At 73.5% G+C, this 14,252-nt stretch carries 12 protein-coding genes; 3 read left to right on the top strand and 9 right to left on the bottom strand.

The genetic code is table 11. The annotated features are described in order from the left end of the window. Positions 1 to 96: 96 nt before the first annotated feature. Both OG618_RS21925 and OG618_RS21920 read right to left on the bottom strand, forming a co-directional pair. Positions 97 to 456: an NADH-quinone oxidoreductase subunit A gene (locus OG618_RS21925; protein WP_014137597.1), complete on the bottom strand. Its 360-nt coding sequence runs from the start codon at positions 454 to 456 to the stop codon at positions 97 to 99. Between the two features lie 523 nt (positions 457 to 979). After that, entirely contained in the window at positions 980 to 1,909 is a 930-nt protein-coding gene (locus OG618_RS21920; RefSeq protein ID WP_329489234.1) for a DMT family transporter, read from the bottom strand. A 271-nt stretch (positions 1,910 to 2,180) separates the two neighbouring features. On the opposite strand from OG618_RS21920, the gene OG618_RS21915 reads away from it, so the two are divergent. Continuing rightward, positions 2,181 to 2,888: a peptidylprolyl isomerase gene (locus OG618_RS21915; protein ID WP_329489233.1), complete on the top strand. Its 708-nt coding sequence runs from the start codon at positions 2,181 to 2,183 to the stop codon at positions 2,886 to 2,888. 84 nt (positions 2,889 to 2,972) lie between these two features. On the opposite strand, the gene OG618_RS21910 is transcribed toward OG618_RS21915, so the two are convergent. The 7 genes from OG618_RS21910 to OG618_RS21880 form a co-directional block, all read right to left on the bottom strand. Beyond that, positions 2,973 to 4,262: a geranylgeranyl reductase family protein gene (locus tag OG618_RS21910; RefSeq protein ID WP_329492213.1), complete on the bottom strand. Its 1,290-nt coding sequence runs from the start codon at positions 4,260 to 4,262 to the stop codon at positions 2,973 to 2,975. A 492-nt stretch (positions 4,263 to 4,754) separates the two neighbouring features. Continuing rightward, complete coding sequence (locus tag OG618_RS21905; RefSeq protein WP_329489232.1) at positions 4,755 to 5,450, bottom strand: demethylmenaquinone methyltransferase; 696 nt, start codon at positions 5,448 to 5,450, stop codon at positions 4,755 to 4,757. A 123-nt stretch (positions 5,451 to 5,573) separates the two neighbouring features. After that, complete coding sequence (locus OG618_RS21900) at positions 5,574 to 6,161, bottom strand: hypothetical protein (RefSeq protein ID WP_329489231.1); 588 nt, start codon at positions 6,159 to 6,161, stop codon at positions 5,574 to 5,576. A gap of 231 nt (positions 6,162 to 6,392) precedes the next feature. Next, positions 6,393 to 7,073, bottom strand: coding sequence for an amidohydrolase family protein (locus tag OG618_RS21895; protein ID WP_329489230.1), 681 nt, complete (start codon positions 7,071 to 7,073; stop codon positions 6,393 to 6,395). A gap of 63 nt (positions 7,074 to 7,136) precedes the next feature. Then, positions 7,137 to 8,360 carry a cyclic dehypoxanthinyl futalosine synthase gene (mqnC, locus tag OG618_RS21890; protein WP_329489229.1) on the bottom strand — a complete coding sequence of 408 codons (1,224 nt, stop codon included), beginning with the start codon at positions 8,358 to 8,360 and terminating at the stop codon, positions 7,137 to 7,139. A gap of 92 nt (positions 8,361 to 8,452) precedes the next feature. Beyond that, positions 8,453 to 10,177, bottom strand: a complete 1,725-nt coding sequence (locus OG618_RS21885) for a serine/threonine-protein kinase (protein WP_329489228.1) — start codon at positions 10,175 to 10,177, stop codon at positions 8,453 to 8,455. Between the two features lie 161 nt (positions 10,178 to 10,338). Next, complete coding sequence (locus tag OG618_RS21880) at positions 10,339 to 11,238, bottom strand: menaquinone biosynthetic enzyme MqnA/MqnD family protein (RefSeq protein WP_329489227.1); 900 nt, start codon at positions 11,236 to 11,238, stop codon at positions 10,339 to 10,341. A gap of 322 nt (positions 11,239 to 11,560) precedes the next feature. Between OG618_RS21880 and OG618_RS21875 the strand changes: the two genes are divergently transcribed. Further along, positions 11,561 to 11,764 carry a cold-shock protein gene (locus OG618_RS21875; RefSeq protein ID WP_057227626.1) on the top strand — a complete coding sequence of 68 codons (204 nt, stop codon included), beginning with the start codon at positions 11,561 to 11,563 and terminating at the stop codon, positions 11,762 to 11,764. Between the two features lie 612 nt (positions 11,765 to 12,376). Beyond that, positions 12,377 to 14,143, top strand: a complete 1,767-nt coding sequence (locus OG618_RS21870) for a DUF1906 domain-containing protein (protein ID WP_329489226.1) — start codon at positions 12,377 to 12,379, stop codon at positions 14,141 to 14,143. The last annotated feature ends 109 nt before the right edge of the window (positions 14,144 to 14,252 follow it).

Raw genomic sequence — 14,252 nt, 5'->3', positions numbered from 1 at the left:
CAGTGCCCTCAAGTCCGGTGGTCCGTGCGCTGGTTCGGGCCTCTGCACGCGCCCGGGCTTGTCCGCCCGTTCACAAAGTCAGCGGCCGCCCCGCCCTCAGTCCCACTCCAGACCGCCGCGGCGCCAGACGTAGGCGTAGGCGACGAAGACGGTGGCGATGAACAGGAGCATCTCGACCAGCCCGAAGATCCCCAGGGCGTCGAAGCTCACCGCCCACGGATAAAGGAAGACGATCTCGATGTCGAAGACGATGAAGAGCATCGCCGTCAGGTAGTACTTGATCGGGAACCGACCGCCGCCCACGGGCTGCGGGGTCGGCTCGATGCCGCACTCGTACGCCTCCAACTTGGCCCGGTTGTACCGCTTGGGCCCGGTCAGTGAGGCCATCACGACGGAGCCGACCGCGAACGCCGCCGCGATGGCACCGAGTACGAGGATCGGCGCGTAGGCATTCATAGCCCCCGCTCCCTCCGTCCAGTCGTCCTTGACTGCAGATCGGAACCGCCGGGTCACGCTGTGGTGGCCCGCGTTCCAGTTCCCGAGATCCACCCCATGTGAGGCAGTTCACAAAGCCTGGAACGAGCGCATCCTATGCCCGTCGGCTTGTGATCTGCGACACGCAGTTCAGGGCGATCTTTGTGATCTACGCCACCCCTGGAATGCTGCCGAAAGTGAACATGACCAGAGTTGTCGACGCAAAGCAGTCAAATGGTCACAACACGTCGCATTCATCTGCGAACTGGCAGGTCAGAGCTTCGCTCCTATATCAACTACGCAGCGCCCAGAGCAAATTTCCGGGCGTCATGTTGACGTGTTATAGCGTCTCACCCGCAGGGGTGGCGGGGCTCCGAACGCCCGCTTGACCCTTCGTTCACAAGCGCGCGAGCGTCCGTTTCCACGACCCGGGACCAAGGCTCGACGAACTGCCGCCCAGGCTCGTCGCACAGGGCTGTGACGCCGGGCGGTCGCGAGCGGTCGGTCAGACCGACGCCGGGGCCGGCTCCACCGGCCGGGGTTCGGGCCGCGCGGCGCCGACGGCGGTGCGGCGCCCCCACTCGGTGGCGACCAGGACGAGCGCGCCGCCGGCCAGCGCCACCGGTCCCAAGTGGTTGCCGGCCAGGGCGATCCCGAAGACGGCGGCCCAGAGCGGCTCGGTGCCGAGCAGCAGGCTGACCCGGGACGGCGAGGTGGCCCGGACCGCCCACATCTGCACCAGGAAGGCGAACAGCGTGCAGAGCAGCGCCAGATGCAGCAGCCAGGCCCACTCGGTCGGCCCGTACGAGGCGGCGACGGTCCACGGCAGCGGCCCGGCGAACGGCGCGGCGAGGGCGAACACCAACGTGGCGGTGGCGAGTTGGACCCAGGTGAGACCCAGGTTGTCGGTGTTCCGGATGGCCCGGACCCGGGACATCGCCAGGACGTGCGCCGTCCGCACCACGGCGGCGCCGAGCACCAGCAGGTCACCGGAGGTGGGCGCCTTCAGCCCGCCGCCGCCGGTGAGCAGGGCGACGCCCAGCACGGCCAGCCCGGCCGCCGCGAGGAAGGCCCGCGGCAGCGGTGTCCGGGTGAGCGCGCTCTCCGCGAGCGGGGTGAACACCATCGTGAGGCTGATGATCAGCCCGGCGTTGGTCGCGGAGGTGTGCACCGCGCCGTAGGTCTCCAGCAGGAAGACCCCGCCGAGCACCAGGCCCAGCACCGCTCCGCCCAGCCACTCGGCCCGGCCCATCCCCCGCAGCGCCCGCCGGGCGAGGACCCCCAGCAGCGGCAGCACCAGCCCGAAGCGCAGCACCAGCATCGCCACCACCGTCCCCGGCCCGGCCACCTGCTGCACCGCGAGGAAGCTCGACCCCCACACCACCGCCACCAGCAGCACGGGTACATCACGGAGCAGGGCGGGTGACGGGCGCATGGGCGGGACCTCTCCGAAGGCGAACGGGGCGGACGAGGAGACTCCCGTACGACGTCGGACGGATCTCGGAGCACCGCGGGCCCGCTCGGACGGACCCGCGCCAAGGTCCGCCATCCTCGCGCACCGCCCCGCCCGCGATCAACGGCTTTCGGCGCACTCCTCCCATCCGGACGCCCAAGGCGACGGGGGCGCCACCCGCCCCTGCCACCCACCGCCCACCACCGGCCCCCGACGTCTACCGGATCCCCGCCCGACCGTGGATGATGTCGCCATGACAATCCAGCCGTCCACCACCCCCCGGAAGGCCCGTCACATGAGGCGCAAGCACTGGGCGCTGCCCGCCGCCGCCACCGTCCTCCTGCTGGCCGCGACCACCGGCACCGCCGCGGCGGACCCCGCGCCGGCCCCGCCCGCGGCCCCCGGCTGCGCGTACACCCCGGCCGTGCCCGCCGACAACTTCAAGGGCATCCCGGTCTTCGACGCCAAGAAGGCCGCCAAGCCCTACCAGGCGACCCTGAAGACCGGCCAGGGCGCGATCACCTTCCGGGCCCTGACCGCCGAGGCGCCCTGCACGACGTTCTCGTTCCGCTTCCTCGCCGAGCACGACTACTTCGACAAGAGCCACTGCCACCGGCTCACCACCCAGCGGATCTTCGTCCTGCAGTGCGGCGACCCGACCGGCACCGGCAGCGGCGGCCCGGGCTACTCGTTCCCCGACGAGAACCTCACCGGTGCCACCTACCCCGCCGGCACCGTGGCCATGGCCAACGCCGGGCCGAACACCAACGGCAGCCAGTTCTTCATCGTCTGGAAGGACACCAAGCTCTCCCCCGCCTACACCCCGTTCGGCCGGGTGACCGCCGGCCTGGACGTCCTGCAGAAGATCGCGGCGGGCGGCGAGGACGACCAGAACGGCCCCGGCGACGGCTTCCCGACCCTCCCGGTGAAGTTCCGGAACGTGCGGATCAGCGCCCGCTGAACCCCGCTCCCGTACGGCGGCCGGCGTCACCGGAACCGTACGGGAGCGCCCCCGGGGCCGCCCGGAGCTCCGGGCGGCGGCGGATCAGGCGTTCGGGGCGACCCGGGCGAGGCCGTTGATGATGCGGTCCATGGCGTCGCCGCCCTGCGGGTCGGTCAGGTTGGCCAGCATCTTGAGCACGAACTTCATCAGCATCGGGTGGGTCAGGCCGCGCTGGGTGGCGAGCTGCATCACCTTGGGGTTGCCGATGAGCTTCACGAAGGCGCGGCCGAGGGTGTAGTAGCCGCCGTAGACGTCCTTGAGGATGCGCGGGTACGCCTGGAGGGCGCGCTCGCGGCCGCCCTCCGTCACCCGGGCGTTGGCCTGGACGATGACGCCGGCCGCGATCTGGCCGGATTCCATCGCGTAGGCGATGCCCTCGCCGTTGAACGGGTTGACCATGCCGCCCGCGTCACCGACCAGCAGCAGGCCGCGGGTGTAGTGCGGCTGCCGGTTGAAGGCCATCGGCAGGGCGGCGCCGCGGATCGGGTCGGTCATGTTCTCGGGGGTGTAGCCCCACTCCGCCGGCATGCTCGCGCACCAGGCCTTGAGCACGTCGCGCCAGTCCAGCTCGCCGAAGGCGGGCGAGGAGTTGAGGATGCCGAGGCCGACGTTGGAGGTGCCGTCGCCCATGCCGAAGATCCAGCCGTAGCCGGGCAGCAGCTTGCGCTCCCCGGCGCGGGTGTCCCACAGCTCCAGCCAGGACTCCAGGTAGTCGTCGTCGTGGCGCGGGGAGTTGAAGTACGTCCGGTAGGCGACGCCCATCGGACGGTCCTCCCGGCGGTGCAGGCCCATGGCCAGCGAGAGCCGGGTGGAGTTGCCGTCGGCCGCGACGACCAGCGGGGCGCGGAAGGTCACCGCACGCTTCTCGTCGCCGAGCCGGGCGGTGACGCCGACGATCCGGCCGGTCCGGTCGTCCAGCACCGGGCCGCTGACGTTGCACCGCTCGTACAGCCGGGCGCCGGCCTTCTCCGCCTGACGGGCGAGCAGCTCGTCGAAGTCGGCGCGCTTGCGGACCAGCCCGTAGTCGGGGAACGCGGACAGCTCCGGCCAGTCCAGCTCCAGCCGGACCCCGCCGCCGATGATCCGCAGGCCCTTGTTGTGCAGCCAGCCGTTCCCGGTCGACACGTCGATCCCCATGTCGACCAGCTGCTTGGTGGCACGGGGCGTCAGACCGTCGCCGCAGACCTTCTCGCGGGGGAACGACGTCTTCTCCAGCAGCAGCACGTCCAGCCCGGCCTGGGCGAGGTAGTACGCGGTGGTGGCGCCGGCCGGGCCCGCGCCGACCACGATGACGTCCGCGGTGCTCTCCACGGGGCTGTCCGGCTTCGTCAGGTCGGCTGCGGTCTCGGACACGGTGGGCACTCTCCTGGAGCTACGGCTGGGGACGGAGGCGTTGACCCCGGCAGTCTAGTTGCCGCCCCCGGGCCGGGGTCCGAGGACGGCGTCCGCGGCGTCAGCCGCGCGCGGCTGGCGCCGGTGGTGTCCCCGGTGGTGTCCCCGCGGTCCGCGCCGGCGCCGTCCGGCACCACCGTGAGCACCACCGGCGCCGCCTCCCGCCGCCGGCGCGGGGTGAAGGCGATGACCAGCACCCCGAGCCCCGCCGCCCCGGCACCGATCGCGAACGTCACCCGGAAGCCGCCGAGCGAGGGCACCTGCGCCGGCCCGAAGGGGACCGCCGTGCGCGCGAGCACCGCACCGATGACGGCACTGGCGAAGGAGGTGCCGATCGAGCCGTGCGGAGCCCGGCCACCACCATCGAGCGGCCCAGGCCGTAGCCGGTCGACCGTTCGCGCCGCACCAGCGCGCGGACCGTCGGACCGGGCCCTAGGAGACCTTGTACGCCCGGTGCAGGGCGACGATCCCGCCGGTCAGGTTGCGCCAGGCGACCTTGGACCAGCCGGCCTCCTGGAGCTTCGCGGCCAGCTCCGGCTGGTCCGGCCACTCCCGGATGGACTCGGCGAGGTAGACGTAGGCGTCCGGGTTGCTGCTGACCGCGGTGGCCACCGGCGGCAGCGCGCGCATCAGGTACTCGGTGTAGACCGTCCGCAGCGGCGTCCAGGTCGGCGTCGAGAACTCGCAGATCACCAGCTTGCCGCCGGGCTTGGTGACCCGGAACATCTCGCTCAGCGCCGCGTCGGTGTCCTGCACGTTGCGCAGCGCGAAGGAGATCGTCACCGAGTCGAAGGTGCCGTCGGCGAACGGCAGCCTGGTCGCGTCCCCCGCGGTGAGCGGCAGTTCGGGGTGGCGGCGCTTGCCCTCCGCGAGCATGCCGACCGAGAAGTCGCACGGGACGACCGTGGCGCCCGCCTCGGCGAAGGGCAGCGAGGAGGTGCCGGTACCGGCCCCGAGGTCGAGCACGACGTCGCCCGGACCGGCGGCCACCGCCTCGGCCACCGCCCGGCGCCAGGCACGGGCCTGGCCGAGGGAAAGCACGTCGTTGGTGCGGTCGTACTTGGCCGCGACGTCGTCGAACATGGCGGCGACTTCGTGCGGCTGCTTGTCCAGAGAGGCTCGGGTCACGCCCCCATTGTTCACCCTGCCACCGGCGGGTTCGGCAAGGGGGCACGCAGCCCGCCCGTCGCGGGCGCTCCGCGCGGCCCGTCACCGCCCCGGCCCGGGGCGTGCCCCGGAGGGCGCGCGGCCTCAGTGCAGGCCGCGCCGGCCGCCCGAACGCCGCCTGCGGCGCGAGCGCTTGCCCTGCGTTATCGCGGGCATCCCCTCGGCCAGCGCGCCGGTCGCCAGCGCCACGGTGGTCGCGAACCGCCCGGTGCCGCTGCGGATGGCGACCGCCCGGCGGTGCCGGCGGATCCTCAGCACGCAGACCAGGAAGAGCACGACGGCCACCGGCACGCTGAACCGGGCCAGTCCGACGCCGACCGGCTGCGGGTAGGTGGCGCCGCAGATCCGGACCGCGCCCGGGTCGTCGGCGGCGTGCTCCAGGCAGACCGCGTCACCGACCTTGGCGCCGTCCGCCAGCGGCAGCGCGGCAGCGGTGTGCTGCTGGCCGGCGGCCCGGTAGCTGACGGTGCTGTAGGAGCCGCCGCCCGAGGGCATCTGGGTGACGACGCCGTCCACTCTCACCGGGTGCGCGCCGATCCGGTCGGCCTGCTCGGTCTGGCGCCAGCCGAGCAGGCACATGCCGACGGCCAGCACGGCACTGAGCACGGCGGTGAGGTACCAGCCACGGCCCAACCGCGGGAAGCGCGGCGGGGGGACGGTCGCGGATCGCATGGTTCCTGTCCTGGCTAGCCTTCGGGGCCTGGGACGGGGCCCCGCCACCCGCGGGGACGGGTGGTGCGTGGTGAGGGTACGGACTGAGCTGCCGGGATCGTATCCGCTGGCGGGCCCTCAGGTCACGGCGAAGGGTGAATCAGACAATATGGCCGACACCGCAGTTCGGCGGCACACGAAGGAACGACCGTACGTCGCACGGGGGTCCGGCTACCCGCGAGTAGCCGGGGCTCAGCGTCGGCGGTACACCAACCGCCCGGCCAGGACCGTCGCCAGGCAGCCGGCCGGCCGCGGGGCCGGCCCGCGAGCGCCGTCGGAGGCACCGGCACCGGACGCACCGGCACCTGCGGCGCCGGCCGGCGCGAACACCGCGAAGTCGGCCCGCCCGCCCACGGCCAGCCGCCCGTGCACCGCCACCGCGAGCGGCAGCACGGCGAGCGGGTCCAGCGGCCCCTCCGCACCGGGGGGACCGGCCGGACCGGGCAGCGCGGCCAGCCCGGACCGGGCCACCGCCGTCCGCACCGCAGCCCGCTCGAACGGGCCGGCCACCGCCGTCACCCCGGAGCCGAGCATCCGCTGCAGCCCGCGCCGGGCGCTCGCGCCGCAGCGCGCCTCGTCGGCCTCCCCCAGCAGTCCACCGGGCACCGGCGCGTCCCCGAGCTCCTCGCGCGGGTCCGGGTGGTACGCGCTCTCCAGCAGCCAGTGCCCGTACGGGTTGCGCAGCCCGGGGGTGAGCAGGGCGTCGCCCCAGTCGCGCAGCCGGGCCCGGGGGTGGGCGGCGGCCAGCTCGGCGTGGCGGCCCAGGGCGGCGATCAGTTCGCCGTGCACCAGCACCGCCCCGTCGGCGACGGACGGGGCGGTGGGGTCGGCGGGGTCGGGCAGCACGAGGGCGGCCCGGTGCAGCGTCAGCATGGCGAGGTCACCGTTGCGGGGCCGGCGGGGGCGCCCCTGCGGCGGGCGCCCCGGACGCCGGCGTCAGCCGTTGTCGAGGATCTTCAGCTCGGGGTGCGCGGTGCCGCCCGCGATCGCCGTGGAGGCGATGTGCGAGGCGACCCGCGGGTCGACCGGGTCGTTGGCCGGGTCGTCCAGCACCCGCAGGTGCTCGTAAGTGGTCGAGCGCTGGGCCGGGACGCGGTCGGCGGCCCGGATCAGGTGGATCAGCTCGGTGAGGTTGGACCGGTGCTTGGCGCCGGCCGCCGAGACCACGTTCTCCTCCAGCATGACCGAGCCGAGGTCGTCCGCGCCGTAGTGCAGGGACAGCTGGCCGGCCTCCTTGCCGGTGGTCAGCCAGGAGCCCTGGATGTGCGCGACGTTGTCGAGGAACAGCCGGGCGATCGCGATCATCCGCAGGTACTCGAAGACGGTCGCCTGGGTGGAGCCCTTGAGGTGGTTGTTCTGCGGCTGGTACGTGTACGGGATGAAGGCGCGGAACCCGCCGGTGCGGTCCTGCACGTCGCGGATCATCCGCAGGTGCTCGATCCGCTCGGCGTTGGTCTCGCCGGTGCCCATCAGCATGGTGGAGGTGGACTCCACGCCCAGGCCGTGCGCGGCCTCCATGATCTCCAGCCAGCGCTCGCCGGACTCCTTGAGCGGTGCGATCGCCTTGCGCGGCCGGGCCGGCAGCAGCTCGGCGCCGGCGCCCGCGAAGGAGTCCAGGCCCGCCTTGTGGATCCGGGTAATGGCCTCCTCGACCGACACCCCGGAGAGCCGGGCCATGTGGTCGACCTCGGACGCTCCCAGCGAGTGGATCACCAGCTGCGGGAAGTCCGCCTTGATCGCCGCGAAGGCGCGCTCGTAGTACTCCACGCCGTAGTCCGGGTGGTGGCCGCCCTGGAACATGATCTGGGTGCCGCCCAGCTCGACCGTCTCCGCGCAGCGGCGCAGGATCTCGTCGAGGTCGCGGGACCAGCCCTTGTCGCTCTTCGGCGGCACGTAGAAGGCGCAGAACTTGCACGCCGTCACGCAGACGTTGGTGTAGTTGATGTTCCGCTCGATGATGTACGTCGCGATGTGCTCGGTACCGGCGTAGCGGCGGCGGCGCACCGCGTCGGCCGCCGAGCCGAGCGCGTGCAGGGGCGCCGAGCGGTACAGCTCCAGGGCCTCCTCCGGGCTGATCCGGCCACCGCCGGCCGCCCGGTCGAGCACGGCCTGCAGGTCGGTGCTGGGCGCATCGAGGGTGGTCGCTGCGAGCTCGGACACCTGGCGGCCTTCTCTCTCTCGGTACTGCTGTGCGTTTCAGTGCTTCCGGGTACGGCCGAACCAGCCTACGCCAGCGCTTTCGCGCGTCGGCGTCAGGCCGCTTTCCGCATCGTCCCGGTCGGGTTCCCGGCCGCCGGATCGGCGGAGGAGAACCGGATCGTGCCGTCCTTCTGCAGGGTGAGCGTCTCCGCGTTGGAGCCGCCGCTGCACGCCCCCGGCAGCGAGGAGCGGACCAGCCGGGAGGTGAACACCAGCTTCCCCTCGGACGCCGAGTCCAGCGTCCAGGCGCCCTCGCAGCTGACCGAGATCAGCCCGGTGACGGCGTTGCGGCTGGTGGTGTTCTCCTGCCCGACCGCGGCCGGGCCGATCACCAGCGTGGTGGTACCGGCGGGCAGCCCCTTGTCGGTGGTCATCTCCCCGCGCCAGGTGCCGAGGAAGCCGGCCGGCACGACGCTCGGGCCGCCGGTGCCCGGCGGCACCGGGCCGGGCGGCAGCGTGGTGGAGGAGGAGGTCGTGGACGAGGAGGTGGTGGAGGTCGAACTGGCCGACCAGCTGAACGAGGACGTGACCGTCGGCCCGTCGGTGGGCGGGTGCTCCACCGCCGCCTCGCCCCGGAAGCCCCGGTAGGCGCCGTAGCCGCCGGCCGAGAGCACCAGGAGGACGGCCACCGCGACCAGCGCCGCGTTCCGCACCCGGTGCCCCGGCCGCTCCGGCCCGGTCGGCACCCGGTCCTGCGGCACGGCGTCGCGGGGCGGATCGTCGTACGACCGGTGACCGGCCTGCGGGTGACCGGCCTGCGGGTGGCCGACCGGGCCGCCGCCGAGCGGCACCCGGTCGGTCGGGGTCCGGCCGCCCGGCAGGTCCGGCGCCGCGGCCGGGCCCCGCGGGGCGGCGGCTCCCCCGGCCTCCACCTCCCCCTCCAGGTCGAGCAGTTCGACCGCGCTGCGGCCGACCCCCGCCGCCAGCGCGGGCGGCAGCCAGCCGCCCCGCCCGAGCCGTACGGTGGCCGCGCCGTCGGCGTCCAGCCGCTCCCGGAGCTGCCACGGGGCCGGGCGGGCGGCCGGGTCCTTGGCCAGGCAGTCCAGCACGATCGGGCGCAGCGGCCCGGCCAGCCCGGAGAGGTCCGGCTCCTCGTGCAGCACCCGGTAGAGCAGCACCGCCACGCTCACCCCCTCGCCGAAGGGCTGCACCCCGGTGGCCGCGAAGGCCAGCACCGCGCCCAGCGAGAAGACGTCGCTCGGCGGCCCGGCCGGCTGCCCGTTCGCCTGTTCGGGCGACATGAAGCCGGGCGAGCCGACCACGTAGCCGGACTGCGTGAAGCCGCTGGTCGCGTCCAGCGCGCGGGCGATGCCGAAGTCGATCAGACGCGGCCCGTCCAGCGTCAGCAGGACGTTGGAGGGCTTGACGTCCCGGTGCACCAGTCCGAGGCCGTGGACATGGCCCAGCGCCTCGGCGAGCCCGACTCCGAGGGTCCGTACGGCCTGTTCGGGCAGCGGGCCGAAGTCCCGGACGGCGGTGCCGAGCGCGGGACCGGCCACGTAGCCGGTGGCCACCCAGGGGTGCTCGCCCTCGGTGTCGGCGTCCAGCACGGGCGCCGTCCAGGCACCGCCGACCCGGCGGGCGGCGGCGACCTCCTGCCGGAACCGCGCCCGGAACTCGGCGTCCTCCGCGAGCTCGCCGCGGACCAGCTTGACGGCCACCGTGCGGCCGCCGGCCGTCCGGCCGAGGTAGACCCGGCCCATCCCGCCCGCGCCGAGGCGCCGCAGCAGCCGGTACCCGCCGACCTGTCGCGGGTCGTCCGCCCCCAGTGCCTGCATCCCGCACGCTCCCCTCGACCGCCCGGCGTCGCCGGCGCCCTCCAGGCACCGCCGACCGCACGGATCTCGCGTGCAGACGCTACCGGGCCGCGCGGGGCGGGAGGGGTGGCGCGGAAGGACCGGTGCACCCCTTCCCCCGCGGTCGGACCTCCCCGGCGGGGTCAGACCACCGCCGGTGCCGGCTCCAGCAGCCGGACCGTGACGTCCGGGGCGAAGCCGCTGTCCGGGGCGACCCGGCGGGCGAACTCGGCCATGCCGGCCAGCTGCCGCTCGCCGAGCGAGAAGTCCAGCGCCTCGCTGAAGTAGCGCTCCAGCACCCCGGCGTCGAACTCCTCCCAGCGGGCCGCGTGCTCGGCCACCGCGCCGGCCTCGACCAGCGAGAGGTCGCGGGACTCCAGGAAGGCCCGGTGCACGGCCGCCGTCAGCTCGGGGCTGCGGTCGGCGAAGTCGCGGCGGGCGGCCCAGACGGCGAAGACGAAGGGGAGACCGGTCCACTCCTTCCACATCGCGCCGAGGTCGTGCACGGTCAGGCCCTGGTCGGCAGCCTGTCCCAGGTAGGCCCGCAGCGCCGGGTCGCCGATCAGCACGGCGGCGTCGGCCTCGGCGAGCATCGCGTCCAGGTCGGGCGGGCAGCTGAAGTACTCCGGCCGCACCCCCTCGCGCTCCTCCAGCAGCAGCCGGGCCAGCCGCACCGACGTCCGGCTGGTGGAGCCGAGGGCGACCCGGCGGCCGTCCAGGTCGGCCAGCGGGACCTTGCTGACGATCACGCAGGACATCACCGGTCCGTCGCTGCCGACCGCGATGTCGGGCAGGACCAGCAGCTCGTCCGCGTGCCGCAGGTACTCGACGCAGGTGATCGGGCCGATGTCGAGGGAGCCGCCGACCAGCTGGTCGCTGAGCTTCTCCGGAGTGTCCTTGGTGAGGTCGAGATCGAGCAGATTGCCCGTCCTGGCCAGCCCCCAGTAGAGGGGTACGCAGTTCAGGAACTGAATGTGTCCGACCCGCGGCCTGACCGGGGGGTTCTGCCGGGGCTCGTGCGTTTCCGCATCCGGTACCGCCACTGCGCCGCTCCCTTGCTGTTCGTGGGCCTCCAGGCAGGGTATGCCCGCCCTTCCGGAAGCCCCGCACCGGCCTTGCGACACGCCCTGTCCGGCCCGTAAGTCACCCCTGGTCGTCACCGCGACCGCATGCTAGCGTTGCCCTCAGTTGCAGTTTGATTCCCCTTGCAGTACTTGAAGCCTGCGGAGCATGTAACCGCAGGCTTTTTGTAGTTTTTCAGCAATATCGAAAAACTCCGGACCCGTCCGGAGGCAGGGCGATCAGCGCAGCGGACCGGGTGCCACACGGTGTGGCCCCCAATACGTCCCTCGCAAGGAGAACGGCATGGCTCAGGGAACCGTCAAGTGGTTCAACGCTGAGAAGGGCTTCGGCTTCATCGCCCAGGAGGGCGGCGGCCCCGACGTCTTCGTCCACTACTCCGCCATCAACGCGAACGGTTTCCGCTCGCTGGAGGAGAACCAGGCGGTCAGCTTCGACGTCACCCAGGGTCCGAAGGGCCCGCAGGCGGAGAACGTTACCGCTATCTGATCATCCTCTGATGACCTGATCGCTCGGGACCCCTCGGGTCCGCAGACGGCCCCCGCGGCCGTCATCATGAGCACAAGAGCAGTACCCAAGGGGGCCCGGCCAGCTGCCGGGCCCCCTGCCTTTCCCGGCCCGGCGCCGGTCTCGCGGAACCCCGCACAGGTGCCCACTCCCGGCGGCCGCGGCCCCTCCGACCCTCTCCCGGCCCCGCCCGCCCCTGCTCCGCCGCCGGTCGACGGCGTGACCGACGGCGTGACCGACGGCCCGCCCCGGGACGGCGGGCTCCGGCGCCCGACCGGCACCGCTCGTGGCGACACCACCTGGAACGTAAAGCTGTTGTCGGACTGTCAGACGTGATCCCTATGCTGTGCTGCCGCCTCCCGGCCCGGTCACCGGTGCCCGGGCGCGCGGCACAGCCGTGAGCCCCGGCACCGCCGGGGCCGTTTCCCCAGGGAGAACGTCATCACCACCCATTCCGGCGCCCGCCGCCGAATACTCACCGCCCTCGGCGCGACGGCGGTCCTGTCCGTCGCGGCTCTGGGACCGGCGCAGGCCGCGCCCGGCACCTCGCCGGCCCCCGGCAAGAACGTCTCCTACCTCGGACACACGTTCACGGTGCCGGCCGACTGGCCCGTGATCGACCTGACGGCCGATCCGACGGCCTGCGTGCGCTTCGACCAGCACGCCGTCTACCTCGGCACGCCGGGGGCCCGGCAGGACTGCCCCGCCCACCTGGTGGGCCGGACCGAGGCGCTGCTCCTGGAGCCCGGCGCCGAGGGCGCCCCGTCCGCCACGACCGTGTCGGAGATCGACCGCGAGGTCCGCGCCACCGCCCCGGGCGTCACGGCCACCGGCGTGTACGGCGACGACCAGGCGCTGGTCCGGACGATCCTCGCCTCGGCCGGGTTCCCGGCCGGCCCGGCGCGGAAGCCGGGCCCGGCCGCGGCGGCGCCGGCCGCGGGAACGCCCGCCACCGGGTCCGCCGCCGCGACCACGGCCGCCGCGCCCGCACTGCCGGCCGACGCGACCAGGTACACCGGCAAGGGCTTCGACGCCTGCACCGCACCCGACTCCGCCGCGATGAGCGCCTGGCGCGCCGACTCGCCCTACCAGGCCGTCGGCATCTACATCGGCGGAGCGGCCCGGGCCTGCGCCCAGCCCAACCTGACGGCCGCCTGGATGCAGCAGCAGTACACCGCCGGCTGGCGCTTCCTGCCGGTGTACGTCGGTGCCCAGGCCTCGCGGATCACCTCGCCGGCCGCGCAGGGCACCGCCGCGGCCGACGACGCCGTGGCGCAGGCCGCCGCCCTCGGGCTCAGCCCCGGGAGCGTCCTGTACTACGACATGGAGTCCTACAACGTCGCAGCCTACTCCGGGGTGGTCCAGCCGTTCCTCTCCGCCTGGACGACCGAACTCCACGCGCTGGGCTACAACTCGGGCCTCTACAGCAGTGCCGCCACCGGCATGGCGGACCTGGTCGCCACGGCCGCGAGCGGCAAGGGCTACGCCATGCCCGACGCGCTGTTCACCGCGCGCTGGAACGGTGTCGCGGACACCGCCGACCCGGCGCTCCCGAGCACCGCCTGGGCCGGGCACCAGCGGGCCCACCAGTACGACGGCAACGCCACCGAGACCTGGGGCGGCGTCACGATCGGCATCGACCGGGACTACCTCGACGTCCAGGTCACCACCAGGCCGACCGGCAAGCCCACCCAGACCGGCATCTACCGCCCCGCGAGCCAGACCTTCGCGCTGGCCGACAGCGTCGGCAACCTCACCCACGCCGCGCCGTTCGGCTCGACGAACGACATCCCGCTCACCGGGCACTGGAGCGGGCCGGGCCGGGACACCATCGGCATCTACCGGCCGGGCGACCGGGCGTTCTACCTGACCAACGACAACGCCAACGTCACCCTCGCCGTCCCGTTCGGCGACACCGGCGACATCCCGATGGTGGGCGACTGGAACGGCGACGGCAAGGACACCATCGGCATCTACCGGCCGGGCGACCGGGCGTTCTACCTGACCAACGACAACGCCAACGTCACCTTCTCGGTCCCGTTCGGCGACACCGGCGACGTCCCGATGGTGGGCGACTGGAACGGCGACGGCAAGGACACCATCGGCATCTTCCGGCCGAGCACGCACGGGTTCTACCTGAGCGACTCCAACACGTCGATCGGCGTCGACCACACGGTCCTGTTCGGCGACACCGGCGACATCCCGGTCAAGGGCGACTGGAACGGCAGCGGGACCGACAAGGTCGGCATCTACCGGCCGGGCGCGGCGAGCTTCTACGGCGCGTTCCAGGACTCCGGCGCTCCGCTCTACAGCCTCCGCTTCGGCGAGGCCACCGACACTCCGCTCACCGGCCGCTGGTGAACCGGCGGCCGTCGCCCGGGCGGGCCGCCGGGCCGTCCGCCCGCTGAACCGACGGCAACGGGCCCTCTCCCCCGGCGTGGGGAGAGGGCCCGTTGTGCTGCGGGCGCGG

Source organism: Kitasatospora sp. NBC_01246 (assembly GCF_036226505.1).
In the GTDB taxonomy this organism is placed as follows: domain Bacteria; phylum Actinomycetota; class Actinomycetes; order Streptomycetales; family Streptomycetaceae; genus Kitasatospora.
Note: the sequence above shows the minus strand (reverse complement) of the source record. Positions and strands in the feature narration are given on the sequence as shown.